Annotated in this window: 20 protein-coding genes; 5 read left to right on the forward strand and 15 right to left on the reverse strand. The window is 71.7% G+C overall.

What is annotated here, in order from left to right:
• Positions 1–37: 37 nt before the first annotated feature.
• Positions 38–2,482: a polysaccharide lyase 8 family protein gene (locus AB0A97_RS07470; RefSeq protein ID WP_361145849.1), complete on the reverse strand. Its 2,445-nt coding sequence runs from the start codon at positions 2,480–2,482 to the stop codon at positions 38–40.
• Positions 2,483–2,720: 238 nt separating this feature from the next.
• Here AB0A97_RS07470 and AB0A97_RS07475 point away from each other — a divergent pair, with 238 nt between their 5' ends.
• On the forward strand, positions 2,721–3,356 hold the full coding sequence (locus AB0A97_RS07475) for a YceI family protein (RefSeq protein ID WP_361145852.1): 636 nt from the start codon (positions 2,721–2,723) through the stop codon (positions 3,354–3,356).
• A 108-nt stretch (positions 3,357–3,464) separates the two neighbouring features.
• On the opposite strand, the gene cimA is transcribed toward AB0A97_RS07475, so the two are convergent.
• From cimA to AB0A97_RS07500, 5 genes are all read right to left on the reverse strand, one after another.
• Positions 3,465–5,081 (reverse strand): citramalate synthase, encoded by a 1,617-nt coding sequence (gene cimA, locus AB0A97_RS07480; protein WP_361145855.1) that lies wholly within the window; start codon positions 5,079–5,081, stop codon positions 3,465–3,467.
• 561 nt (positions 5,082–5,642) lie between these two features.
• Positions 5,643–6,998 (reverse strand): MFS transporter, encoded by a 1,356-nt coding sequence (locus AB0A97_RS07485; protein ID WP_361145858.1) that lies wholly within the window; start codon positions 6,996–6,998, stop codon positions 5,643–5,645.
• Positions 6,999–7,119: 121 nt separating this feature from the next.
• On the reverse strand, positions 7,120–8,379 hold the full coding sequence (locus AB0A97_RS07490) for a hypothetical protein (protein WP_361145860.1): 1,260 nt from the start codon (positions 8,377–8,379) through the stop codon (positions 7,120–7,122).
• A 174-nt stretch (positions 8,380–8,553) separates the two neighbouring features.
• The gene (locus AB0A97_RS07495; protein WP_361145862.1) at positions 8,554–9,201 is read right to left on the reverse strand and encodes a TetR/AcrR family transcriptional regulator; all 648 of its coding nucleotides are present in this window, start codon (positions 9,199–9,201) and stop codon (positions 8,554–8,556) included.
• A 17-nt stretch (positions 9,202–9,218) separates the two neighbouring features.
• Positions 9,219–10,268 (reverse strand): agmatine deiminase family protein, encoded by a 1,050-nt coding sequence (locus AB0A97_RS07500; protein ID WP_361147325.1) that lies wholly within the window; start codon positions 10,266–10,268, stop codon positions 9,219–9,221.
• Positions 10,269–10,853: 585 nt separating this feature from the next.
• Here AB0A97_RS07500 and AB0A97_RS07505 point away from each other — a divergent pair.
• A complete protein-coding gene (locus tag AB0A97_RS07505) occupies positions 10,854–11,279 on the forward strand; it encodes a hypothetical protein (RefSeq protein ID WP_361145864.1) in 426 nt (141 codons plus the stop codon).
• Positions 11,280–11,392: 113 nt separating this feature from the next.
• Here AB0A97_RS07505 and AB0A97_RS07510 read toward each other — a convergent pair whose 3' ends face one another.
• Positions 11,393–12,478 (reverse strand): branched-chain amino acid aminotransferase, encoded by a 1,086-nt coding sequence (locus tag AB0A97_RS07510; RefSeq protein ID WP_361145867.1) that lies wholly within the window; start codon positions 12,476–12,478, stop codon positions 11,393–11,395.
• A gap of 312 nt (positions 12,479–12,790) precedes the next feature.
• Complete coding sequence (locus AB0A97_RS07515; RefSeq protein WP_361145870.1) at positions 12,791–13,831, reverse strand: 3-isopropylmalate dehydrogenase; 1,041 nt, start codon at positions 13,829–13,831, stop codon at positions 12,791–12,793.
• A gap of 129 nt (positions 13,832–13,960) precedes the next feature.
• On the opposite strand from AB0A97_RS07515, the gene AB0A97_RS07520 reads away from it, so the two are divergent.
• The gene (locus AB0A97_RS07520; protein ID WP_361145872.1) at positions 13,961–15,538 is read left to right on the forward strand and encodes a metallophosphoesterase family protein; all 1,578 of its coding nucleotides are present in this window, start codon (positions 13,961–13,963) and stop codon (positions 15,536–15,538) included.
• A gap of 69 nt (positions 15,539–15,607) precedes the next feature.
• Here the strand turns inward: AB0A97_RS07520 and AB0A97_RS07525 are convergent, their stop codons facing one another.
• Entirely contained in the window at positions 15,608–15,739 is a 132-nt protein-coding gene (locus AB0A97_RS07525; RefSeq protein ID WP_274535863.1) for a hypothetical protein, read from the reverse strand.
• A 460-nt stretch (positions 15,740–16,199) separates the two neighbouring features.
• On the opposite strand from AB0A97_RS07525, the gene AB0A97_RS07530 reads away from it, so the two are divergent.
• Positions 16,200–16,751: a Uma2 family endonuclease gene (locus AB0A97_RS07530; protein WP_361145875.1), complete on the forward strand. Its 552-nt coding sequence runs from the start codon at positions 16,200–16,202 to the stop codon at positions 16,749–16,751.
• 77 nt (positions 16,752–16,828) lie between these two features.
• Here AB0A97_RS07530 and pruA read toward each other — a convergent pair whose 3' ends face one another.
• Together pruA and AB0A97_RS07540 are read right to left on the reverse strand one after the other, a co-directional pair.
• Entirely contained in the window at positions 16,829–18,460 is a 1,632-nt protein-coding gene (pruA, locus tag AB0A97_RS07535) for an L-glutamate gamma-semialdehyde dehydrogenase (protein ID WP_361145878.1), read from the reverse strand.
• 106 nt (positions 18,461–18,566) lie between these two features.
• On the reverse strand, positions 18,567–19,493 hold the full coding sequence (locus AB0A97_RS07540; protein ID WP_361145881.1) for a proline dehydrogenase family protein: 927 nt from the start codon (positions 19,491–19,493) through the stop codon (positions 18,567–18,569).
• Between the two features lie 266 nt (positions 19,494–19,759).
• Between AB0A97_RS07540 and AB0A97_RS07545 the strand changes: the two genes are divergently transcribed.
• A complete protein-coding gene (locus AB0A97_RS07545) occupies positions 19,760–21,073 on the forward strand; it encodes a helix-turn-helix domain-containing protein (RefSeq protein ID WP_361145884.1) in 1,314 nt (437 codons plus the stop codon).
• A 614-nt stretch (positions 21,074–21,687) separates the two neighbouring features.
• Here the strand turns inward: AB0A97_RS07545 and AB0A97_RS07550 are convergent.
• The 4 genes from AB0A97_RS07550 to ilvC all read right to left on the reverse strand — a co-directional run bounded on the left by AB0A97_RS07550 (position 21,688) and on the right by ilvC (position 26,674).
• A complete protein-coding gene (locus tag AB0A97_RS07550) occupies positions 21,688–22,326 on the reverse strand; it encodes a TetR/AcrR family transcriptional regulator (protein WP_361145887.1) in 639 nt (212 codons plus the stop codon).
• Between the two features lie 205 nt (positions 22,327–22,531).
• Positions 22,532–23,512 carry a PRC and DUF2382 domain-containing protein gene (locus AB0A97_RS07555; protein ID WP_361145890.1) on the reverse strand — a complete coding sequence of 327 codons (981 nt, stop codon included), beginning with the start codon at positions 23,510–23,512 and terminating at the stop codon, positions 22,532–22,534.
• Between the two features lie 270 nt (positions 23,513–23,782).
• On the reverse strand, positions 23,783–25,375 hold the full coding sequence (serA, locus tag AB0A97_RS07560) for a phosphoglycerate dehydrogenase (protein ID WP_361145893.1): 1,593 nt from the start codon (positions 25,373–25,375) through the stop codon (positions 23,783–23,785).
• A 300-nt stretch (positions 25,376–25,675) separates the two neighbouring features.
• Positions 25,676–26,674 (reverse strand): ketol-acid reductoisomerase, encoded by a 999-nt coding sequence (ilvC, locus tag AB0A97_RS07565; RefSeq protein ID WP_125044817.1) that lies wholly within the window; start codon positions 26,672–26,674, stop codon positions 25,676–25,678.
• Positions 26,675–26,756 lie beyond the last annotated feature (82 nt).

A 26,756-nucleotide genomic window follows, 5' to 3' on the forward strand; every position in this document is an offset into this window, starting at 1 on the left:
GCCCGTCGGCGGCGCCCTGATCAGGGGGAACAGCCGGTCAGCGCGGGGCGACCGTGCAGGTGTGGGTGGTGCAGGCGGTGCCTGGAGTGACGCGCAGCCGGAGCGCCGGAGCGGTCGCCAGAACCGTGACGGAGGGGTCGGCGGCAAGCACCGCGCGGACCGGACGGTCCCACACCACCTCGAACGGCTTCCCGGTGCGCGGCGGCTCGGCCACGCACAGTGACGCCGTCCGGCCACCGTGCCGCCCGTGCGCGGTCCGCGCCGGCCGTTCGCGCAGCAGCACGCTCGCGGGTGCCGAGACGGCCAGGCCGCCGGCCGATCCGGCCTGCCAGAAGTTGGCGGCGGTCAGCCCGAGCGAGGGGACGGCGACCGCCTGCCGTTCGCCGGTGTTGGCGAGGACGGTCAGCCAGCGGCGGTCGGCGGCCCGGGCGGCGAGGGCGCGCGGGCCCGCTCCGGGCATCAGCAGGTACGCGTACGCGGCGTCCGCCGGGTCGGTGCCGTGGTCGATCCACAGGGTCAGGTAGCGGCGGGTGAACGGGTCGGGCGAGCCGCCGGTGTTGATGTCGCTCCACGCGCCCGTCCGGGTGTCGCGCAGCGCGTGCGGGACCGTTTCCCCGCCGCCGGGGACGCGGGGGAAGACGTACCCGCCGTGCCCGGCCAGATGGATCCAGCGGGCGCGCGGGAAGGCCAGCGGACGGCCGGGCGCCGCGGGCTGCCGTACACCGTCGACGGTCAGCGCCTGCGTGCCCGACGCACCCAGGTTGCGGTTGTCCACGACCGTCTCGGCGGGCACCCCGTCGCGGGAGGTGATGCCCGCGCCCAGGCAGACCACGCAGTCCGCGGCGAAGAACCAGGACTTCTTGGCGCGCAGGGTGGAGGACAGGCCGCGCACGTCCTGCCCGACCGCGGCGAACTCGCCGTCGGTGGTGCCGCCCACCCACCGCGCGGCCGGCTTGGGCAGGCCCCAGCCGCCGCCCTCGTTGTCGGCCAGCCGCTTGGCGGACACGGTCGTGCCGGGCAGGCGGTACGGGTCGACGGTGGGCCAGAAGGCGTCCGTGTACTGGTCGTTCGCGAAGTCCCGGCCCCACCAGTAGAGCATTCCGGCGCCGGTGTGCCAGCCGCGCGGGTTCTCGCCGTTGCCGTTCTCGTAGTACGTGATGCGGTCCGAGGCCATGGCCAGGCCGGCGGCCCAGCCGGGGCGGCGGTGCACGGCCCGGTCCATGGCCGGGAAGAGGCGGTGGGCGACCGGTTCCGGTGCGACCGGGCCGCCGTCGTCCGCGAGCCCTTTGAGGCGGGCGAGGTCGGCGATCTCGTACTGCCGGTCGGCGAGCACCGGGTAACTCGTGTCCCGCCGCATCCAGCCCCGGACCCTCGCCTGCCAGCGCTCCCGCTCCCGGGGCGCGGCCGCCTCCGCCAGGAGGGCGACGGCGGCGACCAGGGCGTGCCCGTGGAAGTGGTCGCCGCGCATCACCCGGCGCTCGTCGGCGCGCAGATAGCCGCGGCTGACGGCGCGTCCGTTGACGCTGTCCATCATCAGGCCGTTGTAGAGCAGCGGCGCGTAGGCGTGCTCCACGCTGTCGAAGATGATCTGGCGCTTCGGGTCGGTGACGGCCCAGTCGGTCCCGCCGAGCAGGGTGAAGAGGCGGCCGAGCCCGTCGAGCAGGACGAAGCCGTAGGTGCCGGAGTAGGCGACCCAGGTGTGCTGGACGAAGGAGCCGTCGGCGTAGAGGCCGTCACCCTTGGTGACGTACGGGAAGACCGGGGACAGCGCGTCGCGGGCCAGCGCGATCTTCGCCGGGGCCCGGCCGAGGATGCCGCGCAGCGCGACGACGCGGCACAGGTCGACGCGGTTGGCACCGGTGCTGGTGCCGGTGTAGTCACCGAGCATGCCGTCCGGGACGAAGTGGTCGACGGCGGCCAGGTAACGGGACCGCCGGTCCGCGCCGAGCTGCTCGTACAGCATCGCGACGGTGTCCAGGAGGAGGCGGGGGCTGCCGATCTGCCACTCCCACCAGTTGCCGTAGCGCGCCGTACCCGAGTGGTAGACCGTGTCGTGCACATGGTCCAGGCCCTTGACGACGTCGGCGGCGAGGGCGGCGTCCCCGGTCAGGCCGGTGCCGGGCTGGGCGTGGGCGCGGGCCATGGTGGCGAGACGGCTGTAGCTGCGGGTGATGCCGGCCGGCGGGTCGAAGGGGCTGTCGGGCCAGAGCGAGCCGGCGGCCGGGCGCATGGCCGCGCGGAAGCCGCGGGCCAGTTCGCCGGTCTCCTTCAGACGGGCGGCGTACGGTTCGGCGGCGGGGTCGAACCCGGTGCCGAGCTGGATGCCGAGCCAGCGGCGGCGCAGGGTCTCGTACGGATCGGCGTCGGCAGCGTGCGCGGCGGCGGCCGGCCCGGTGAGCGCGGGCGTCAGCGCCAGGCCGAACGCGCCCGCTCCGGAGAAGCCGAGGAAGCCCCGGCGGGACCAGACGGGGGAAGGCGGCACGGTCCGTCCTCTCCGTGAACGTCGCGTACGTACGGAAGCGGTCTGGTGGAACGGTGTCCGACGGTCTAGCACGGGCTCCGGCGCTCCGACAATGCCCATGACACGCCCACCGTCCGCGACCCGTCCGCCGCGGAACACCCCGGATCACTCCCCCGTGGATCAAATGTTGAAACTTGAACTAGATCGCGCTACGCTCAATCTCGTTGAAGGTTAAACAAACCCTTTCCGAGGAGGAGCCATGGCTCTGTTCACCCGCAAGCGCGCCACGGCCACGGACGCCGGCCGCACCCCCCACCGGCCCGCCGCCGTCCTCGACGCCGACCCGGCCCTCGCCGCCCTGACCGGCGACTACACCATCGACCCGGCGCACAGCCGGATCGGCTTCACCGTCCGGCACGCCATGGTCACCAACGTCCGCGGCGCCTTCGGCACCCACGAAGGCACCCTCCACCTGGACGGCACCGACCCGGCCCGCTCCACCGCCGCCGTCGACGTCACGATCGCCTCCGTCGACACCGGCATCGCCGACCGCGACGCCCACCTGCGCGGCGCCGACTTCTTCGACGCCGACACCTTCCCGCTGATGACGTTCCGCTCCACCGCCGCCGAGCGGGTCGGCGGCGACACCTACCGGATCACCGGCGACCTGACGATCAAGGACGTCACCCGGCCGCTCACCATCGACCTGGAGTTCCAGGGCACGGCCACCGACGTGTACGGCGCCGAGCGTGTCGGCTTCGAGGGCAGCGCCGAGATCCTGCGCTCCGACTGGGGCCTGACCTGGAACGCGGCGCTGGAGACCGGCGGCGTGATGGTCAGCGACAAGGTCAAGCTCACCTTCGACATCTCCGCGGTGAAGGCCGCCGCCGCCTGAGCCCCGCCCCGCGCCGGGCGGCACAGCGTCCGCCGAAACCCCGCGGCCCCGCACCGGACTTCCCCCAAGGACCGGTGCGGGGCCGCGGTCACTCCCGCGTGCCGCGGGCTACTCCTGCGGCTCGACCCCGGCCCGCATCAGCCCGAACGCGTACGCGTCGTCCAGTGCCTGCCACGACGCGGCGATGACGTTCTCGGCGACACCGACCGTGGACCACTCCCCCTGCCCGTCGCTGGTCGACACCAGCACCCGGGTGATCGAACCGGTGCCCACCCGGCCCTCCAGGATGCGGACCTTGTAGTCCACCAGCTCCAGCCCGGCCAACTGCGGGTAGATCCGCTCCAGCGCCACCCGCAGCGCCCGGTCCAGCGCGTGCACCGGACCGTTGCCCTCGGCGGTGGCCACCAGCCGCTCGCCCTTGGCCCACAGCTTCACCGTCGCCTCGTTGGCGTGCGTACCGTCCGGCCGGTCCTCGACGATCGCCCGCCACGACTCCACCCGGAAGTACCGGAGCGGCCGGCCCTCCGCCTCCTCGCGCAGCAGCAGTTCGAAGGAGGCGTCGGCGGCCTCGTACGTGTACCCCGCCAGCTCGCGCTCCTTGACCCGCTCCACGACCCGGCCGACCAGTTCCCGGTCGCCGCTCAGGTCGAAGCCCAGCTCCTTGCCCTTGAGCTCGATGGAGGCGCGCCCCGCCATGTCGGAGACCAGCATCCGCATGCTGTTGCCGACCAGCGCCGGGTCGATGTGCTGGTACAGGTCCGGATCGACCTTGATGGCGGAGGCGTGCAGCCCGGCCTTGTGCGCGAACGCGGAGACACCGACGTACGGCTGGTGGGTGGAGGGCGTGAGGTTGACGACCTCGGCGATGGCGTGCGAGATGCGGGTGGTCTCGGCCAGCTTGCCCTCGGGCAGCACCTGACGCCCGTACTTCAGCTCCAGGGCGGCCACGACCGGGAAGAGGTTGGAGTTGCCGACCCGCTCGCCGTAGCCGTTCGCGGTGCACTGCACGTGGGTGGCGCCCGCGTCCACGGCGGCGAGGGTGTTGGCCACCGCGCAGCCGGTGTCGTCCTGCGCGTGGATGCCCAGGCGCGCCCCGGTGTCCGCCAGCACGGTCCGTACGACGGCCGCGACCTGCGCGGGGAGCATGCCGCCGTTGGTGTCGCAGAGCACCACCACGTCGGCGCCGGCCTCGCTCGCGGTCCGGACGACCTGCTTGGCGTAGACCGGGTCGAGGGCGTACCCGTCGAAGAAGTGCTCGCAGTCCAGGAAGACCCGGCGGCCTCGCGCGCGCAGGTGGGCGACGGTGTCCCGCACCATCGCGAGGTTCTCCTCCGGGGTGGTGCGCAGCGCCAGCTCCACGTGCCGTACGTGCGACTTGGCGACCAGGGTGACGACCGGCGCCTGCGACTCCAGCAGCGCCGCGACCTGCGGGTCGTCCTCGACCCGTACGCCCGCCTTACGGGTGGCGCCGAAGGCGACCAGCCGGGCGTGCCGGAAGTCGAGCTCCGTACGGGCCCGCTCGAAGAACTCGGTGTCCCGGGGGTTGGCGCCGGGCCAGCCGCCCTCGATGAAGCCCACGCCGAAGTCGTCCAGGTGCCGGGCGATGGTCAGCTTGTCCGCGACGGTCAGGTTGATGCCCTCGCGCTGGGCTCCGTCGCGCAGCGTCGTGTCGAAGACGTGGAAGGCGTCGGACAACGCGGGGTCGGGTTCGGGTGCGTCCGTCATGGCTGGTCTGGCTCCTGTCGGGGTCTCGGTTTACCGGAATAACCGGTTCCACCGCCCCCTCGTGGTCCCGCGCGCTCCGCCTCCGGCGGAAGGTGGGCCGGAAACGAAAAGACCCCTCGCGGATGCGAGAGGTCTGCGCGCGGGTCTGGGGCGACGGTGACCGCGCCGTACTCGGGTGGGTACGGGGTGGTCACTGCGGACCGGCGCGCCTGCTGCCAATAATCGTGGCGAACGGGAGCATGGGGGCATCTTGCCATACGTTCCCGGAGGGGGGTCGGATGTCTCACAGTGCGGGCCACTGGGGGTGGCGGTTCCTGTGTCCTCAAACGCCGGACGGGCTTGAGTTTGGCTGCGGGCAGTCAGGGGTGACCGATCCTGCGGCCTCACACGCCGGACGGGCTTGAGGCGGCTGCGGGCAGTCAGGGCGGCGGTTCCTGCGGCCTCACACGCCGGACAGGCTTGAGGCGGCTGCGGGCAGTCAGGGCGGCGGTTCCTGCGGCCTCACACGCCGGACGGGCTTGAGGTGGCTGCGGGGCGGCAAGGGTGGCCGATCCTGTGGCCTCAAGCGCCGGACGGGCTTCGGTTTGGCTGCGGGCTTGATGTGGCCGGCTGCGCGGAGAGGGACGTGTCGTCTCCTTCCGGCTGCTTCACGCGGTGGAGGTCGATCGTCCTGGTTTCGCGCATCGTCACGTAGACGATCAAGGAGACCGCCGCGCAGCCGGCCACGTACCAGTAGTAGCCCGACTCGATGCCGCCCTTCTTGAACCACAGGGCCACGTATTCGGCGGTGCCGCCGAAGAGGGCGTTGGCGATGGCGTACGGGAGGGCGACGCCGAGGGCGCGGATACCCGTGGGGAAGAGTTCGGCCTTCACGCAGGCGTTGATCGAGGTGTAGCCGGTGACGACGAGCAGGGCGAGCAGGGAGAGGCCGAGGGCGGGCCAGAAGCTGCCGGCGTGCTGGAGGAGCGTCATGATCGGCACGGTCAGGAAGGTCGAGCCGACCGCGAAGGTGATCAGCAGCGGGCGGCGGCCGATGCGGTCGGAGAGCCGGCCCGCCAGCGGCTGGATGCACATGAACACGAACAGGGCGCAGAAGCTGACCAGCGAGGCGGTCGGCTTGTCCAGGCCGGCGCTGCCGGAGAGGTACTTGGTGAGGTAGGTCGTGTACGTGTAGTACGCGACGGTGCCGCCCATGGTGAGGGCGATGACGAGGAACGCCTCGCGCCGGTGCGCCCACAGCGCCTTGAGCGTGCCGCGCTCGGGGTCGTTCTGCGCGCTGTCGTCCTGCGCGTACACCTCCGTCTCCAGCATGTTGCGCCGAAGGTAGAAGACGACGGCCGCGCCGAGCGCGCCGATGATGAACGGGATGCGCCAGGCCCAGTTGTGCAGGGCGTCCTCGGACATGGTGCGCTGGAGGACGATCTGCAGGCCGAGTCCGAGGAGCTGGCCCGCGGTCATGGACACGTACTGGAAGCTGGAGGCGAAGCCGCGCCGCCCGGGGGCGGACGCCTCGGTGAGGTAGGTGGCGCTGGCCGCGTACTCACCGCCGACCGAGAGTCCTTGCAGCATGCGGGCGACGAGCAGGACGGCGACGCCGCCGTACCCGGCCACCGCGTAGGTCGGCGCGACGGCGATGAGGACGGCCGAGGCGGACATCAGCGTGACGGTGAGGGTCAGCGCGGCCTTGCGGCCCTTGCGGTCACCGACCCGGCCGAGCACCCAGCCGCCCACCGGCCGCATGAAGAAGCCGACCGCGAAGATCCCCATGGTGTTCATGAGGTTGGCGGTGTCGTTCCCCTTCGGGAAGAACGAGTCGGCGAAGTACACCGCGAAACTGGCGTACACGAACCAGTCGAACCACTCGACCATGTTGCCGGCCGAGCCGACCCAGATCTTCTTCCACTGCTCTCGTCCCATGTCGGATCACGGTCGCCGACGCCGCCCGCCGCGGCAAGAGTTCAGCGGGCAACGATCACGCTTCGTTACCTGCGGGGTATGCACGCCGGCCGGCGCGTACGGCGTGGCGCCGCCCTGCCCTTCAGCGGACGTGCCGCAGGAACACGTCGGTCTCGTGGTTGGTGTCGCCGTCGACCAGGTCGTCGAGGTGCGACTCGAAGACGGCCTCGCGGCCGTCCGGTGTCATCGCGTCGGGTCCGGCGGTGGCCGCCCGGGGCTTGCCGTCGGTGCCGGGGCTGACCAGGGTGTCCCTGCCGGTCCGCAGGTCCTTGACGTACAACCCGTACTCGACGCCGGCGTAGCGCAGCAGCAGGCGCCGGCCGTCCGGGCTGATCGCGTCCGCGGCGGCGTACTGGTTGCCGTTGATGCCGTCCACGCGCCGGACCGCGCCGGTGCGGGTGTCGCGGACGAAGACGTAGGAGCGGGCTTCGTCGGGTACCGGCACGATGTTCTTGGCCGACGAGTTGAAGGCGACGGTACGGCCGTCGGCGCTGATCAGCGGGTCGGTGGAGCCGGAGGTGGCGGGACGGCCGTCGGCGGTGGTGTCGATCTGCCGCTGCTCGCCGGTCCGCAGGTCCGCGAGACGGATGTCGGCCCAGTCGCGCTCGCCGCCGGGGCCGCCGCCGCGCCGACTGCGTTCCCGGTAGGCCACCTTGCCGCCGTCGGCGCTGATGCGCGGCGAGTCGTAGCCGCGGCCCTCCTTGGCGGGCACCCTGCTGGCGCGGCGCGTCGTGCCGGTCTTGCGGTCGCGTACGTAGATGCGGCCCAAGTCCTCGTTCGCCGGGGGGACGGCGGCCTGCGTGCCCTGGAAGGCGACGTAGCGGCCGTCGGCGCTGAGCGACGGGGTCTCGCCGCCGGTGAAGCCCGCGTCCAGGTCCAGGTCGACGCGTTCGAGGCGGCCGGTACGGATCTCGTAGACGTATACGTGGTACGTCCCGTCCGTCTCGGCGTCGAAGGCCACGTAGCGGCTGTCCGCGCTGATCGTGGCGAAGTCGGCGTTGCCCGGGCCGAGTGGGGCGTTGAGGCGGCGGGTGGTGCCGGTGCGGCGGTCGCGCAGGAAGACGTCATGCACGAGGGTGCCGTCGTTGTCGTCGCCCGGCACGAGGTTGTCGGCCGCCGAGTCGAAGGCGACATACCGGCCGTCGGGGCTGATCGCGGCGTTGAACGAACCGCCGCCGACCGCTTCCGAGCCGTCGGGCGCGGTGTCGACCCGTTCGGTACGGGGCCCGTGGCCGCCCGCCGCCACCGCGGGCGCGTCGGCACCGCTCAGCGCCACCGCCCCGATGAGGACGGCGGCCGCGACGGCCCCCGGTACCGCACGTCTGCCACTGTCCGTCCGCACGCCCATGTTTCCCCCCGGAAACACCCGCCTCCGGCCCTGCGCCGGAGCGCCAAGGGATACAACCGCATCAGCCGCGACAGGGTCAATGCGCTCTTTTCCGTACAACCGGGGCTGGGTGTCAGATGTCCGGCCTCAGGTGTCAGGTGTCAGGTGCCGGTTGTCAGGCGTCAGGCGTCAGGTGCCGGGGGTCAGGCGTCCGCGGTCACGGCCCTCCGCGGGCCGCAGCGCCTCGTCCAGGAACTCCCCCACGTGCCGCAGCACCTGCTGCCGGTCCAGGCCCGGCAGCCCGACGACGAGATGGGTGCTGAAGCCGTCCAGCAGCGCGCGCGTACGCGTGGCGAAGCGCTCCGCGTCCACGGCCCGCAGCTCGCCCTTCGACGCGCCTTCGACCAGCAGCGCCACCAGGTCGCGGTGCCAGGCCAGTTCGAGGTCGAGCTGGCGCTCGCGGGTCTCGTCGTCCGCGTTCTGCGAGCGGTTCCACACCTCCAGCCACAGGGTCCAGCGCGGGTCCCGGTGCCCCTCGGGGAGGTACAGGTCCACCAGCGTGTCGAGACGTTCGCGCACCGGGGCGCGGTGGGCGAGCGCGGCCCGCCGCCGGGCGCCGAGCTGCTCCTCGCTCCACTGGAGGGTCTGGAGCAGCAGCTCGTCCTTCGTACCGAAGTAGTAGAGGATGTGCCCGCTGCTCATCCCGACCTCGCGGCCCAGCCCGGCCATGGTCAGCCGGTCCAGGCCCGACTCGGCGATGGTGGCCATGGCGGCGGCGAGGACCTGCTCGCGCGGCTGGGTGAGCCGCCGCCGCGGCCGTCGGACCGGTCCGGGCACGGGAACCTCCGGGAACGTCACACTGTGCCCACCTTGGGCTGCTGCTGGGTGATGCAGTGGATGCCACCGCCCGCTGCGAAGATCGTACGGGCGTCGACCGGCGCCACCGTCCGCTCCGGGAACAGCCGCCGGAAGATCCCGGCCGCCTCCTCGTCGCGCGGATCGTCGAAGGCGCACAACACGACGCCGCCGTTGCACAGGTAATGGTTGATGTACGAGTAGTCCACCACCTCACCCTCCGCCTCGACGACGGTCGGCGCGGGCACCTCCACCACCTCCAGCCGCCGGCCGCGCGCGTCCGTCGCGGAGCGCAGCAGCCCGACGATCTCCTCGCACACCTCGTGGTCGGGGTGGGCCGGGTCGGGCTGGGTGTGCGCGACGACGACGCCTGGCCGGGCGAACGCCGCGACGATGTCCACGTGGCCGCGGGTGCCGAACTGCCCGTAGTCGGCGGTCAGTCCGCGCGGCAGCCAGATCGCCTTCGTGGTGCCGAGGCCGGCATGGACCTCCGCCTCGGCCTCCTCGCGCGTACGGCCGGGGTTACGCCCGGGATCAAGCTGCACGGTCTCCGTCAGCAGGACCGTTCCCGCGCCGTCCACGTGCAGGCCGCCACCCTCGTTGACCAGCGACGACCGGTACGTACGGGCTCCGGCCAGCCCGGCCACGTACCCGCCGACCCCGGCGTCCCGCTCCCAGCGGGCCCAGTCCTGGCCGCCCCAGCCGTTGAAGACCCAGTCGGTGGCGGCCAGCCGTCCGGTCCCGTCCGTCAGGAAGGTCGGCCCGATGTCCCGCATCCACGCGTCGTCCAGCGGCCGCTCGACGACCTCGATCTCCGGGCCGAGCAGGTGCCGCGCCCCGTCGCCCTGCCCGGTGCCCGCCACGACCGTGACCGGCTCGAAGCGGCGCACGGCCCGGGCGACGGCGGCCCAGGCCCGGCGGGCCCGCTCCAGCGCCTCGCCGCCCTCCTCGCCGAAGGTGGCGTTGGGCCCGGGCCAGGCCATCCAGGTCCGGTCGTGCGGGGCCCACTCGGCGGGCATGCGGAAGCCGTCGGCTGCGGGGGTGGTCATGGGCGGGGCCGTCATGGGCGGGGTCCTCCGGACTCGGGCGGGACAGGGGCCGGGCGGGGTGGGGCGGGGCGGTCCCCGTCCGGACCGCCCCGCGGCCTGGGCGCGGCACTGCGCCGCCGCTTTAGTGCGGCACTCTAACTTGGTTCTCCGCAGGTGCCAAGCATCAGGTGAAGCCCTGGCGCCATAACCTCGTTCGCTTAGAGCAACACTCAAACATGCGCCACGCACCGCGGAGCGCCTTGTCCGTGATCACGCACGCCGTGCCGGATGCGGTATCGCGACCGGGTGGCGCGCAGCGACTCTGCGGACCGACCAGGTGTGGATCGCCCTCTCCGGCGGATCGACCACCGTGTCCGGTTCTCAGCGAACCGTCGCCCGGGTCGTGAAACCCCGGGACGATCACATAGCGAGCCGCATAACGTCCGGGGTGCCCGGTATCGAGGTACGGGAATTCATTGCCGCGGCAGCACATATGGACTGGATCGGACGGGCGCTGCTTTTCGTGTTCCTGGCGAGCGCGGGATCGGCCCTGCTGATACTTGTGCGACCAGGGTTGCCCCGGGATGCCCCGGGAATGTCACCGCCATGAAGGTCAGCATGGATCTGCTCGGACACCCGCTGTTCCGGAAACTGGGGTCGCTGAATCTCCGTACGGCCGATTTCGTCATCGCCGGCAGCGGGCCCCTGCTGGCGCACGGCATCGAGCCGGACATCGGGGACCTCGACGTCGTGACCCGGGGAGCCGCCTGGGAAAGGGCGGCCGGTCTGGGTGATCCGGTTCCGGCCCCGCTGGGGTACGTCGAGCACGTCCTGTTCTTCGCCGGGGACGTCGAGGTGTTGAACGGCTGGTTCGAGTACAGCGTCGACGAGCTGATCGGAGAAGCCGATGTATTCTGCGGCCTGAATTTCTCCCCGCTCCGAAGAGTGCTGGAGTGGAAGACAGAGCTGGCCCGGGAAAAGGACCACGCCGATATCGAGGCCATTCACCGGTATCTGCGTACGCACACCTGAGAGACGCCCGTGGCGCCCTTTTCGCCATGCCGGCGCCGGCCGCTTCCGGGCGGAAAGGACGAACGGCCGCCCGGCGACATACCGGACGGCCGTTCGTCGTCGTACGGGGCGGATCAGCCCAGCGGGTGCATCCAGCCGTGCGTGTCGGGGGCGGCGCCGGTCTGGAGGTCCAGGAGGGCCTTGCGGAGCTTCATGGTGACCTCGCCGGGCTTGCCGTCGCCGACGGTCCAGGAGGCGGCCTCGGACTTGACGGAGCCGACGGGGGTGATCACGGCGGCGGTGCCGCAGGCGAAGACCTCGGTGAGGGAGCCGTCCTCGGTGGCGGCCTTCCAGTCCTCGACCGAGATGCGGCCCTCGGCGGCCTCGTAGCCGAGGTCGGTGGCGATCTTCAGGAGGGAGTCGCGGGTGATGCCCGGGAGCAGGGAGCCGGACAGCTCCGGGGTGACGATCTTGTTCCCGTACACGAAGTACAGGTTCATGCCGCCCATCTCCTCGATCCAGCGGCGCTCCAGGGCGTCCAGCCAGACGACCTGGTCGCAGCCGTGCTGGGCGGCCTGCGCCTGGGCGACGAGGGACGCCGCGTAGTTGCCGCCGGTCTTGGCGGCGCCGGTGCCCCCGCGCACGGCGCGCACGTACTCCTGGGAGAGCCAGACGGAGACCGGCTTGACGCCGCCGGTGAAGTAGGCGCCGGCCGGCGAGGCGATCACGATGAACAGGTACTCGTTGGCAGGCCGGACGCCCAGCCCGACCTCGCTCGCGATCATGAAGGGACGCAGGTAGAGCGATTCCTCGCCGTTGGTCGGCACCCAGTTCTTGTCCTGCTTGACCAGGGCGTCGCAGGCCTCGACGAACGTCTCGACGGGCAGCTCGGGCATACCGAGGCGGCGGGCGGACGCCTGGAAGCGCCGGGCGTTGGCGTCCGGGCGGAAGGTGGCGACGGTGCCGTCGGGCTGGCGGTACGCCTTCAGGCCCTCGAAGATCGTCTGCGCGTAGTGCAGCGTCATGTTGGCCGGGTCCATGGACAGCGGGGCGTACGGCACCAGCTGGGCGTCGTGCCAGCCGCGGCCTTCCGTCCACTTGATCGTCACCATGTGGTCGGTGAAGTAACGGCCGAAGCCGGGGCTGGCCAGGGCCCGCTCCCGCTCCGCGTCGGAGAGCGGGTGGGAGGAGGGCTTGAGCTCGATCGTGGGCGTCGTCATGAGTGCGTGTCCTTCACCGGTGAGGTTGTGGGGCCGCGCTCACGAAGTCCTTGTCGGTACAGGACGTCCGGTATTTCCCCTCGTACAGCGGCTCCACGTTCGATTATCGCTCCCGAGGTACCGGGGACGGAAATGCCGTGCTGCGGCGAGGGTGGGACGCCGTGGTCCGAAGGCGGATCCGTGTGCGCCTGCCAGGGATCGATGGTCGCACCCAACCCGGCGGTAGCACAGTCGCGGATCTGCGCGACAGCGCCGGGCCGGTGCGGCCCGGCGCTGTCGGTCAGCGCGTGTTCGCGCGGCGGGCGGCGGGCCTCAGCCCGCTACCCGCGCGGCGAGCGCGTCGCCGATCTCGCCGGTGGTACGGGGGGTTTCGCCCCGGTCCGCGAGGTCCGCGGCGACGGCCTTTTCGATACGGGCCGCCTCGGCGTCGTACCCGAGGTGCCGCAGGAGGAGAGCGGTGGACAGGACGGTGGCCGTGGGATCGGCCTTTCCGGTGCCCGCGATGTCCGGCGCCGAGCCGTGCACCGGCTCGAACATGGACGGGAAGGCGCCCGTGGGGTTGATGTTCCCGGAGGCGGCCAGGCCGATGCCGCCGGTGACGGCCGCGGCGAGGTCGGTGAGGATGTCGCCGAAGAGGTTGTCGGTGACGATCACGTCGAACCGCTCGGGCTGTGTGACGAAGAAGATCGTCGCGGCGTCGACGTGCAGATAGTCGGTGCTGACCTCGGGGTACTCCTCGCCCACCTGGTCGAAGATCTTCTTCCACATGTGGCCGGCGTGCACCAGGACGTTGTTCTTGTGCACCAGCGTCAGCTTCTTGCGCGGCCGCGCCTCGGCCCGCTCGTACGCGTCCCTGACCACCCGTTCCACGCCGTACGCGGTGTTCAGGCTGACCTCGGTGGCGACCTCGTGCGGGGTGCCGGTGCGCAGGCTGCCGCCGTTGCCCGTGTACGGGCCCTCGGTGCCCTCCCGGACGACGACGAAGTCGATGTCGGGGCGGCCGGCGAGCGGCGTCGCGGTGTTCGGGAAGAGCTTGGAGGGGCGCAGGTTGACGTAGTGGTCGAAGGCGAAGCGCAGCTTCAGCAGCAGGCCGCGCTCCAGGATTCCGGACGGTACGGACGGGTCACCGATCGCACCGAGCAGGATCGCGTCGTGCTCCTTGAGCGACTCCAGCTCCGCGTCCGGCAAGGTCTCGCCGGTGGCGTGCCATCGCCGGGCGCCGAGGTCGTACTCCTTGGTTTCCAGCTTGACGTCCTGCGGGAGGGCCGCGCCGAGGACCTTCAGCCCTTGGGCCACGACCTCCTGGCCGATACCGTCACCGGGGATCACTGCGAGGCGAATGCTGCGAGACATGGCTGGACCCTACTCTCTGTCCCATTGGTTGACACGTGGTGTCCGGGATGCGGACACATGGACGGCCGGACACCTGCCGTTCACCCGCAGGGCCCCGGCCGGTCGGACAGTGATGCGACGTTGCGCCCCATGGACACACCACGCGTGGGCATCCCCGAACCGCTCGCGAGCCGGATGAGCATGCCCGAGCAGCACGAGTACCTCCGCACGAAGCTGACCCGCCGCGGGCTGCTGCGCACCTCCGCCGTGACCGCCGGCGCCGTCGCGGTCGGCGGTCTGCCGGCGGGGGCGGGGCCCGCCCAGGCCGCCGTCCCCTCCCCCACTTTGCTCTCCTCCCCCGCCACCGGCGCCGTGCACGGCTCGCTGGTCGCGCCGTTCGGCCGGCACCTGGCCTTCGGCGCCGACCCCCGGCACCAGATGCGCGTCTCGTGGCAGGTGCCGTTCGCGGTCAAGCGCCCGTTCCTGCGTGTGGGGCTGCGCCCCTGGGACCTGAGCCGCAAGATCCACGCCGAGGTGCGGGACCTGCACACGCCCGCGCTGAGCAAGAAGCTGCCCGCGGTGGACCAGTACTATCTGCACGCCGCGCTCGACGGCCTGCGCCCCGGCACCACGTACTACTACGGCGTCGGCCACGACGGCTTCGACCCCGCCGACTCCCGCCACTTCGGCACCCTCGGTACCTTCCGCACCGCCCCGGCCCGCGCCGAGCGGTTCGTCTTCACCGCCTTCGGCGACCAAGGCGTCAGCTACCACGCCCTCGCCAACGACCAGCTCATCCTGGGCCAGAACCCGTCCTTCCACCTGCACGCCGGCGACATCTGCTACGCCGACCCGGACGGCAGCGGCACCGAGCACGACACCTACGACGCGCGCCAGTGGGACCAGTTCCTCGCGCAGACCGAGTCGGTGGCCAAGACCGTGCCGTGGATGGTGACCACCGGCAACCACGACATGGAAGCCTGGTACTCCCCCAACGGGTACGGCGGCCAGCACGCCCGCTGGAGCCTGCCGGACAACGGCCCGGACGCCGGGAACGCGCCCGGCGTCTACTCCTTCACCTACGGCAACGTCGCCGTCGTCGCGCTCGACGCCAACGACGTCTCGTACGAGATCCCCGCCAACCTCGGCGTCACCGACGGCAAGCAGACCAAGTGGCTGGACCGCAAGCTCGGCGAACTGCGCGCCGCCCGGGGCATCGACTTCATCGTCGTCTTCTTCCACCACTGCGCCTTCTCCACCACCAACGCGCACGCCTCCGAAGGCGGAGTACGCGACGCGTGGCTGCCGCTCTTCGAGAAGCACCAGGTGGACCTGGTGGTCAACGGCCACAACCATGTCTACGAGCGGACCGACGCCATCAAGGGCGGCCGGGTCTCCAAGAAGATGCCCGTCGGCGAGACGGTGGACTCCTCGCGTGAGGGCATCGTGTACGTCACGGCCGGGGGCGCGGGCAAGTCGCTGTACGACTTCCCGGTGCCCGACAGCTACGAGGGCCACGTCAAGGACCTCGACCACGTGGACACGTACCACTGGGCCGAGGGCAAGGTGAAGGTCAAGGAAGCCGCGCAGTGGTCACGGGTCCGCTACACCGGTTACTCCTTCATCGCGGTCGAGGTACTGCCCGGCCACCGGCCACGGATGAAGGTCACCGCGCTCGCCGAGTCCGGCGAGAGCATCGACCGCTTCGAGGTCACGCGGCGCCACTGAGCACGGCAGGGGCGGGCGTGCCCACGCGCTCGGCGCGCCGCACACCCGCCCGCCGGACGGCCCCCGGGCTCAGTGCCCGGTCGAGCCGCCGTTGTCCCGGCGGTCGAGCGCCCGCTGGAGCGCGGCGGCGGCGTTCTTGCGGTCGGCCTCGCCGGTCGCGCGGGCGGAGTGACGGATCCTGCGGACAGCGGTCTTGGTCATGATGCGTCTCCAATGCCAAAGCCCCGAGAGATGAACGGAAGCGTCCTTCCGGAAACGGCCGACACACGCGGGGGCCTCAGCGTCAGCAGGGATCACCTGCGCACACGCACCGGGCCGCACCCGCCGCCGCCCGATGGAGCGGAACGTTCGGCTCCTACAAAGCTAAGCCAGCGGAGCCGTGCTGTCTGCACAATTACTTGGGCTTCCTACTATTTGAGACGGGCCATGGCCTGAGGTGCTCGTTCGGGTGATCATCCGCTGATCGGTGCAGCCAAGGGGACACGGCTGCGTAGCGTGACGACGTCGCTCGTGCCGCGGGGCCGGGCGCGCCCACACTTGGGGAGGAGGTGCTACGCCATGACTGCTCTCGCGCACGAAGCTCCCTGGACCGACAGGATCGGCCGACCCGGACCCGCCCAGGCCGGAGCTGGACGAAGACCTGTGGCAGGCGTGGGAAGCCATGGAACTCCCCGAGGGCTTCCACGCCGAGATCATCGAGGAGTTCATCGAGGTGTCGCCGACAGGCTGCTACGCGCGCAGTCGGATCGCCAACAAGCTACGGCGTGCCGCTGACAGATACCTGGCCGATGGACCGTATGCCGGCCACCAGGACACCGATGTGATCCACGACCGCAAGGTCTGGATTCCTGACGTGATCATCGCTCTTGAGGATGCCGAGGCGCAGGACGTCACCGAACAAGGTGTCGGCATCAGAGCCACGGCTGTGGATGTGGTCGTCGAAGTGGTCTCCCCCGGTCACAACAGCGTCGCCCGCGACCGCGTCCGTAAGCGCCGCGCCTACGCCCGTGCCGGCATCCCCGTCTACGTCCTCGTTGACGATCTTGACCTCCGCGGCACTGTCACCGTGTTCACCTCCCCGGTGGCCGAGAAGGCGGACTACGCGGCCGAGACGCGCGTCCCCCACGGCACCGACATCGCCATCCCCGAAGGCCCCGCCAAAGGCTTCGTCATCGGCGAATCGATCACCGGCCCGCCCCGCGGCGACAGCTGACCGGACACGGCCGACACGGACGGCCCGGCACCCCCACCAAGGGAGCACCGGGCCGTCCGCGTCGTGCGGCTACCGCATCAGCCCATGTGCGGGTAGCGGTAGTCCGTCGGGGCGACCATCGTCTCCTTGATGGCGCGCGGCGACATCCAGCGGAGCAGGTTGAACTTCGAGCCCGCCTTGTCGTTGGTGCCCGAGGCACGGCTGCCGCCGAAGGGCTGCTGGCCGACGATGGAGCCGGTGGGGCGGTCGTTGAGGTAGAAGTTGCCGGCCGCGAAGCGCAGCTTCTCCGACGCCGCGACGAGGACCTGGCGGTCCTGGGCGAGGACGGCGCCGGTCAGGGCGTACGCCGAGGCGGACTCCATCTGCTCCAGCATCGCGTCGAAGTCGGCGTCCTCGTAGACGTGGACGGCGATGATCGGGCCGAAGTACTCGGTCTTGAAGACCTCGTTCTCCGGGTCCGAGCAGGCGATCACGGTCGGGCGCACGAAGTAGCCGACCGAGTCGTCGTAGCTGCCGCCCGCGACGATCTCGCAGGTCGGGTCCTCCTTGGCACGGTCGATCGCGGCCTTGTTCTTGGCGAAGGAGCGTTCGTCGATGACGGCGCCGATGAAGTTCGACAGGTCGGTGACGTCACCCATGGTGAGCCCCTCGACCTCCGCCACCAGGTCGTCCTTGAAGCCGTTCTCCCAGGTGGAGCGGGCGATGTAGGCGCGGGAGGCGGCGGAGCACTTCTGGCCCTGGTACTCGAACGCGCCACGGGTGACGGCCGTCTTCAGGATCGCCGGGTCCGCGGTCGGGTGGGCGACGATGAAGTCCTTGCCGCCGGTCTCGCCGACCAGGCGCGGGTAGGAGCGGTAGTTCGTGATGTTCTCGCCGACCGCCTTCCACAGGTACTGGAAGGTGGCGGTGGAGCCGGTGAAGTGGACGCCGGCCAGCTCCGGGTGCGGCAGCGCGACCTCGGAGACCTCCTTGCCGTCACCGGTCACCAGGTTGATGACGCCCTTGGGCAGGCCGGCCTCCTCCAGGAGCTGCATGAGCAGGATCGCGGAGTGGGTCTGGGTGGGCGACGGCTTCCAGACGACGACGTTGCCCATCAGGGCGGGCGCGGTCGGCAGGTTGCCGGCGATGGCGGTGAAGTTGAAGGGCGTGATCGCGTAGACGAAGCCCTCCAGCGGGCGGTGGTCCAGGCGGTTCCAGACACCGTTCGGCTGGACGGGCGGCTGCTCCTGGAGCAGCTCGCGCGCGAAGTGGACGTTGAAGCGCCAGAAGTCCACCAGCTCGCAGGGCGCGTCGATCTCGGCCTGCTGGGCGGTCTTGGACTGGCCGAGCATCGTGGAGGCGGCGATGGTCTCGCGCCACGGGCCGGACAGCAGGTCGGCGGCCTTGAGCAGGATCGCGGCACGGTCGTCGAAGGACATCGCGCGCCAGGCCGGGGCGGCGGCCAGGGCGGCGTCGATCGCGTCCTGGGCGTCCTGGCGGGTGGCGTTGGCGTACGTACCGAGGACGGCCTGGTGGTTGTGCGGCTGCACGACGTCGAAGCGCTCGCCGCCGCCCATCCGCTTCTCGCCGTTGATGGTCATCGGCAGGTCGATCGGGTTGCCGGCCAGCTCCTTGAGCTTGGCCTCCAGGCGGGCGCGCTCCGGGGAACCGGGGGCGTAGCCGTGCACCGGCTCGTTGTACGGGGCGGGGACGTGGGTCACGGCGTCCATGTCGGCCGTCTCCTTCGGTCGGGGGTGTGCGGGTGCGTCAAGTTGTGGGGCGCCGGGCCACGGGGGCGGCCCGGCTGCGGTCCGGCCGTGGGGCCGGGCGCCTGGCTCAGCCCTTGGTGACGAGCGAGCGCAGGAAGAACGCGAGGTTGGCGGGGCGCTCGGCGAGGCGCCGCATGAAATAGCCGTACCAGTCCGTGCCGTACGGGATGTAGACGCGCATCCGGTGACCCTCGGTGACCAGGCGCTCCTGCTCGGCCTCGCGGATGCCGTACAGCATCTGGAACTCGTACTCGGCGGGCTTGCGGCCGAAGCGGCGGCCCAGTTCCTGGCCGATCGCCACCATGCGCGGGTCGTGCGACCCGATCATCGGGTAGCCCTCGCCGGCCATGAGGATCTTCAGGCAGCGTACGTACGCCTTGTCGACCTCCCGCTTGTCCTGGAACGCGACCGTCGCGGGTTCCTTGTAGGCGCCCTTGACCAGGCGCACGCGAGATCCTTCCCCGGCCAGCGCGCGGCAGTCGTCCTCGGTGCGGAACAGGTAGGACTGGAGCACCGCGCCGGTCTGCGGGAAGCGGGCGCGCAGCTCGCCGAGTATCGCCAGGGTGGAGTCGACCGTGGTGTGGTCCTCCATGTCCAGGGTGACCGTCGTACCGGCCTCGGCGGCGGCCTCGACGACCGGCGTGACGTTCTTCAGGGCCAGCTCGTGGCCGCCGGGCAGCGCCTGGCCGAAGGCGGAGAGCTTGACCGACATCTCGGCGCGCCCGCCCAGACCCAGGTCCTTCAGGGCGGCGGTCAACTGGAGGTAGGCGTCGCGGTTGCGCAGCGCCTCGGCCGGGTCGGTGATGTCCTCACCGAGGTGGTCGAGGGTGACCTCCATCCCGCGGTCCGCCAGGGACCGCACGGCGGCCATCGACGCGTCCAGCCGCTCACCGGCCACGAACCGGTCGACGACCGGACGGGTGACCGGGGCCGCCGAGACGACTCGGCGGATGCTGTCGCTGCGGGCTGCTGCGAGAAGCACGGGACCCAGCACGGGGCACCTCCACGATTCAAGATGACAAGCCGGGCGGGCGCCTGGCAGGCGGGCGCGACGGCGAGATGAGCCACCTGAAACTTAAGGATCTCGCCAGTTCGCGGCCATCGACAGCTGTCTGGCCTTCGTGGCCGGGATCTCAGACAGATGTATGACAATGGAGGGGGACCACAACGGCACCGGAGGGCCCACCTTCCCCGGTGACCGCAGGGACAGCGACGGCCGTACGGCTCGGGAGCGCGGACCGGAAAGGAGCCACGCGGCACATGCGGGGCGATTACCAGCAGCTCGTGGACGAGATCTCGGCCGCTCTCGGCGCCCCGGCAACCCTGGAGGACCGCGATTTCGGCCTGATCGCCTTCGGCGCGCACGAGGGCGACGACGATCTGGTCATGGACCCCGTACGGACCCGCTCGATCCTCCAGCGCCGCTCGACGGCGGCGGTACGGGCCTGGTTCGAGGCGTTCGGCATCGCCCGCGCGAAGACCGCGCTGCGCATCCCGCCCGATCCGGCGGCCGGGGTCTTCAAGGGCCGGATCTGCCTGCCCGTACGCCATCGCGGCATCGTGCAGGGATACGTCTGGCTGCTGGACGACGGCCACCTGACCGACCTGGAGCTGGGCGGTGGCGGCGCGCCGCCCGACCCCCGGATCGAGCAGGCGATGGAGTCGGCCTCCGGCATCGGCGCGCTGCTGGCGGCGGAGGCCCGCGCGGGCGCCGAACTGGGCGACCTGCTGCGCGCGCTGCTGGTCTCGCGGCCCACGGAGCGCACCGCCGCGGCGGCCGCGCTGCGCGACGGGCTGCGGTCCGCGGCGGACGCGCCGCTGCTGGTGGTCGCGGTGACGCCGTGGGACGTGCCGGACGCCGATCACGCACCGCTGCCGAATCTGCCGGGGCTGCTGGCCGCCTGCGTACTGCCCGCCGCGAACGGGGCGGCCGAAGAGGCGCCGGGCCCGGCATCCCCGAGTGGCGCGTCGGCCCCTCCCGGAGGGCGGCGCTCCGCTCCCGTTCCGCCGTCGCGGGCGACCGCCGACGCCCCGTCGCTGGCGGCTCTCGTACGGCTGCGTTCGCCGTCGGCCCTCGCCGCGGCCCATACGGTGGCCGAGCACCTGCTGCGCTCGCCGCGCGCGGGCGGGGGCCTGGCACCGGCCGGGGCGGACGCCCGTACGCTGCCCGGCGCCGCCGGACTCGGCACGCCCGTACGGGACTTGGCCGGCCTGCCCACCGCCTGGCACGAGGCGCTGGCGGCGGCACGGGCCGCGCGCGCCGAACCCCGGCTGGGCCCGGTGGCCGAGTGGGACGCCATCGGCGCGTACCGTCTGCTGACGGGGCTGCCGTCGGTCGAACCGGACCCGCCGGTACGTCCGCTGCTGACCCCCGCGCACAGTGAACTCGCCCGTACCGCCGAGGTGTTCCTCGACTGCGCGGGCCAGGCGGGCCGCGCCGCCCAGGCGCTCGGCATCCACCGGCAGACGCTGTACTACCGGCTCGGCCGCGTCGAGAAGCTGACCGGACTCGACCTGGACGAGGGCGGCGACCGGCTGCTGCTCCACATGGCGCTGAAGACGGCACGGCTGTGAGGCGCCCGGCACCTTCGGGGCCGGACGGCGCGGTTCCCGGGCGTCCGCGAACAGGCTTTTGTTGAGCACTGGACAGACGGTGGGTCCGGACGGACGATGAAACTCTGCGGCCGGTACCCGTCGCGAGCACGACGGGCACGACGTGCACGACGCACCCACGAGAGATGCGGCCGCCGCCGGGAGAAGAACCGGAACCGGCGGCGACCGGCTGCCGGGCGACGGGGCTCCTCTTCCCCCTCACCTGGCACTGTCCGCCCTCCCTGGCGGGCCGGGGCGCGCGGGAGGACCCCTGGCTGAAGACGGCCGGGAAGGGCGGGGCCGGAGACGCGTGTTCGCTGCGTGGCGCGGATCTCCGGCCGGTCTCGGGTGCGGACTGCGCGGCGACCTCTGGGTCTGGGAGATCCGGGTCCGGCGGCAGCTTGCTGCCTGGTCCCGTACGGCGAGCGTAGAGCGCGGCGGCGCGACCGGACAAGTGCTGGACGGTCAAATACCGAAGGCTCTCGGCCGGTTGACCGGTGCGGGCGGCCGACGGCCGGGCCCTCGGGCGGCCCCGGTACGGTCGAGGGGCGGACAGCCAGGGCGCGGCGAGCAGGTCGGCGGGCGGCCCGGGTACGTCAGGAGGCGGCCGTTCCGCCGCCCGTGGGCACCTCTCCCGGTCCGTGCGCCGTCGCGGGGAGCACCGTTCCGGAGAGCACCCGCCGCATCGCTTCCACGAGGTCGCCGCCCGAGGGCAGCGCCGCAGGGGAGACCAGGGACTGCACCATCAGACCGGTGAGCAGCGCCTGGTAGAAGGAGCCGACGACGCGCGCCGACTCCGCGTCCACCTCGGTGTCCGGTACGTTCTCGAAGACCGCGACCAGCCCTTCGCCGCCCTCCGGAAGGACCGTGGCCAGGGCCGCGCGCAGTTCGGGGTCGCGGGGCAGCAGGCCGAGCACCTCGACCTGGGAGGCCACGAAGTCGCGCTGTTCCAGGAAGCTCCGCAGGATGCGGTCCCAGCCGGCCGCGAAGCGCTCCACGGGATCACCGGCCGGCTCCGGGCCGGCCTCCTCCGTACCGGCGAGCCCGGCGCCCCACGCCTCGACGGATTCCACCAGCGCCTGGCGCATCAGGACGTCCTTGGAGCCGTAGTGGTAGCCGATGGACGCCAGGTTGGTGCCGGAGGCGGCCACGATGTCGCGGGCGGTGGTGCGCGCGTACCCCTTTTCCAGGAGGCAGCGCTTGGCCCCTTCCAGCAGGTCTTCACGGTGTCCCATGCGGTCAGCCTATGCCCGGCGGGCAGCGGTACCGGACGGGGTGCACCGGACCGGCGTACGAGCTGAGCCCGGCCCGCCGATCGCGGTACAGGGCCGGGCCCGCCGACCGCGGTACGGAGCCCGGCCCGCCGCGCTGTGCGTGCGGCGGGCCGGGCCCGTGGAGCGGCGGACTGCCGGAAGCGGCGGCGCCCAGGGTGCCGGCTGTCTACCGGCCCCGCTCGGTGTCCGGACCGCCGCGGCCCCGCTCGGGCCCCTGGCCACGGCCGCGCCGGTCGCGCCGGCCGGTGCCCTTGCCGTCGTCGAACTCCACCTCTTCCCGGTGGACCTCGGTGTTGACCTCCTGCTGCTCGGTGACCCGCTCGGTCTCCAGCCGGATCCGCTCGACCGGCACGTTCTCCTTGCGGACGACGACCTGCTCCTCGTAGAGCGTGACGTCCAGCTCACCGTCGCCCAGCTCGGGCTGCCGGCCCCGCGCCTTGCGGCGGTCCTCTTCGCTGATCTTCTCGCGCCGGATGCGCGCCTCGTCGTGGCTGACGGGTACGGAGCGGTGCACCTCGCCGGTCGTCACATGCTTGCGCAGCCGGGCGTGGCCACTCTCGTGCGCCTCGGTGCCGATCTCGACGTGTTCCTCGGAGATGAGCATCTCCGGGTTCTGCTCCTTGGACCGCGCGGCGTCGTCCCGGCCGCGGGACATGGCCATCGCCCCGGCCCCGGCGCCCGCGCCGGCCAGCGGCGCGGACTCGGTCCGCTCCCGGCGGCGCTCCTCGGGCCTGCGCATTCCGGCCGCGCCGGCGGCACCGGCGGTGCCCATCCCGGCTCCGCCGGTCGTGGTCCGCCCAGGGACCGTGCCGGTCGGTGCGGTGCCCGGCCGGGACATCCCGTAGTGCCGGTACAGCCGTTCCTCCTCGGCCGGTTCCAGATGCCCGTCCGCGTCGATCCGCGGGGCGTCCTTGATCTGCTCCTTGGTGTACGGGACCTGCAGTTCGTCGCCCACCCGCCGGCCTCCGGCGAGCGGTACGAAGGTCTCCTTCATGCCGAACAGGCCGGTGCGCACGGTGATCCACTCGGGCGCGTCGGTGGCGTCGTCCCGGTAGATCTGCTGGACCGAGCCCACCTTGGTGCCCTCCGCGTCGACCACGTTCATACCGGTCAGATCCTGAGGGTTCTCACCCAGGGGTGCGTTCATGGCGTCGCTCTCCTTCCGCACGCGCCGGCAGGGGGCACGTGCAGTTCCCATTGCGCGCCGCCCCGCAGCGCGCAGCGAGTCGGAAAACCCCCGGAACACCGGCTCGACGGCGAGTTTGCGGGGCGTCCGGCTTCGGTCCGCACTAGGCCGAACGGGTGATGGGGCGACGTTCACCCGCCGGCGCGGGTGCCGCACGACAGCGGGCCCGTGCTCCCGCCGCAGCGGGGGCCCGGGCCCGGAGTCGAACGGGTACGGCCGTACGGCCTCGGCTCAGTCCGCGAGGTTGACCGCGCGCGCCGAGGTGGCGCCGATCTCGTCGGCGATCTCGGCGAGCACCGGCGCCGGGATCGTGTCGTCGACGGTCAGCGCGACCAGCGCCTCGCCGCCCGCGTCGGCCCGCGAGACCTGCATGCCGGCGATGTTGATGCCCGCCTCGCCGAGGATCCGGCCGAGCGTGCCGACGACGCCGGGGCGGTCGCCGTAGCGCAGGAAGGCCATGTGGTCGGCGAGCGCGAGGTCGATGGAGTGCTCACCGACCGCGACGATCTTCTGCTGGTTCTTGTTGCCCGCCAGGGTGCCGGAGATGGAGATCTCGTCGCCGCCGGACAGGGTGCCGCGCACCGTGACCACGTTGCGGTGCTCGGCCGACTCGCTGCTGGTGGTCAGCCGCACCTCGACGCCACGCTCCTGGGCGAACAGCGGGGCGTTGACGTACGAGACGGTCTCGGCCACCACGTCCTCGAACACGCCCTTGAGCGCGGACAGTTCCAGTACCTTGACGTCGTGCTGGGTGATCTCGCCGTACACCTCGACGTCCAGGCGGACCGCCACCTCACCCGCCAGCGCGGTGAAGATCCGGCCCAGCCGCTCGGCCAGCGGCAGCCCCGGCTTGACGTCCTCGGCGATCACGCCGCCCTGGACGTTGACCGCGTCCGGCACCAGCTCGCCCGCCAGCGCCAGGCGCACCGACTTGGCGACCGCGATGCCCGCCTTCTCCTGCGCCTCGCCCGTCGAGGCGCCGAGGTGCGGGGTGGCGACAACCTGGTCGAACTCGAACAGCGGGGAGTCGGTACAGGGCTCGCTGGCGTAGACGTCCAGGCCCGCGCCGGCCACCCGGCCCTCCTTGAGGGCGCTGGCCAGCGCGGTCTCGTCCACGATGCCGCCGCGCGCGGCGTTGACGACGCGCACCGTCGGCTTGACCTTGTGCAGCGCCTCGTCACCGATCAGGCCGAGGGTCTCGGGGGTCTTGGGGAGGTGGACGGTGATGAAGTCCGCGACCTCCAGCAGCTCGTCGAGGGTGACCAGCTTGACGCCCATCTGCGCGGCACGGGCCGGCTGCACGTACGGGTCGTACGCGACGATCTTCATGCCGAAGGCCGACATCCGCTGCGCGACCAGCACGCCGATCCGGCCGAGGCCGACCACGCCGAGGACCTTCTCGGACAGCTCGACACCGGTGTACTTGCTGCGCTTCCACTCGCCGTTCTTCAGCGCGGTGTTCGCCTGCGGGATGTTGCGGGCGGTGGCGAGCAGCAGGCCGCAGGCCAGCTCGGCGGCGGTGACGATGTTGGAGGTCGGCGCGTTGACGACCATCACGCCGGCCTTGGTGGCGGCGGCGACGTCGACGTTGTCCAGGCCGACACCGGCCCGGGCGACGACCTTGAGCTTGCGGGCCGCGGCGATGGCCTCGGCGTCGACCTTGGTCGCGCTGCGCACGAGGATCGCGTCGACATCGGCGATGGCGGGCAGCAGCTCGGCGCGGTCGGCGCCGTTGCAGTGCCGGATCTCGAAGTCCGGACCGAGGGCGTCGACGGTGGCGGGCGACAGTTCCTCGGCGATCAGTACGACAGGTTTCGAGCTCACGTGGTCTTCAGTCCTCACTAGTCCTGGGAGCCCCACCCGTGCCCCTGATGGCTACGGGGGAGAACGGCCGTCCCGACGGCCGAAGGCGGTGAAGGGGGCAGCCGCGTGGAAGACGCACGACGCTGTGAGCCTGACGCGCTTGTGGTGTGCAGTGTAGTGCTGGCCCCCGGCCGTTCATCCGCCGTTTCGGAAGGATCACCCGGTAGTGGTGCGACGCGGTGGACAACACGGTGGCGGGGGCCGGGCACCGGTCATGGCGAACGGGGCCGCGGCGGCTGCCACGGCCCCGTGCCGTACGGCTCACTGCTCGTCGTCGACCCAGCTCATCAGCTTGCGGAGCTTCTTGCCGGTGGTCTCCAGCAGGTGGTCCTCGTCGGCCTTCTTGTACTCGTTGTACTTGGGCAGGCCGGCGTTGTACTCCGCCATCCAGTTGTTGGCGAAGGTGCCGTCCTGGATCTCGGCGAGCACCTTCTTCATCTCGGCCTTGGTGGCGTCGTTGACGATCCGCGGACCGGTGATGTAGTCGCCCCACTCGGCGGTCTCGGAGACCGACCAGCGCATCTTCTCCAGGCCGCCCTCGTACATGAGGTCCACGATCAGCTTCAGCTCGTGCAGGCACTCGAAGTAGGCGATCTCCGGCTGGTAGCCGGCCTCGACCAGGGTCTCGAAACCCGCCTTGACCAGCGCCGAGGCACCGCCGCAGAGCACCGCCTGCTCACCGAAGAGGTCGGTCTCGGTCTCCTCGGTGAAGGTGGTCTTGATGACGCCGGCGCGGGTGCCGCCGATGGCCTTGGCGTACGACAGGGCCAGCGCGAAGGCGTTGCCGGAGGCGTCCTGCTCGACGGCCGCGATGCACGGCACGCCGCGGCCCTCCTCGTACTGGCGGCGCACCAGGTGGCCCGGGCCCTTGGGGGCGACCATGCACACGTCGACGTTCTCCGGCGGCTTGATGAAGCCGTAGCGGATGTTCAGGCCGTGGCCGAAGAACAGCGCGTCGCCGTCCTTCAGGTTGTCCTTGACGGACTCCTCGTAGACCTTCGCCTGGATCGGGTCCGGCACCAGGATCATGATGACGTCGGCCTCCGCCGCCGCCTCGGCCGGGCTGACCACGCGCAGCCCCTGCTCCTCGGCCTTGGACTTCGACTTCGAGCCCTCGTGCAGACCCACTCGGACGTCGACGCCCGAGTCGCGCAGGGAGAGGGCGTGGGCGTGGCCCTGGCTGCCGTAGCCGAGAACCGCGACCTTGCGGCCCTGGATGATGGACAGGTCGGCGTTGTCGTCGTAGAACAGCTCGGCCACTTCGGGTATCTCCTTGGATCTAGCTGGTTGCCCGACACACTACGTCGGGCTCGTGAGGAAAGGTTCGGGGGTCTCGCGATAC

Origin of the sequence: Streptomyces sp. NPDC045470, assembly GCF_040646595.1 — a bacterium.
In the GTDB taxonomy this organism is placed as follows: Bacteria; Actinomycetota; Actinomycetes; order Streptomycetales; family Streptomycetaceae; genus Streptomyces.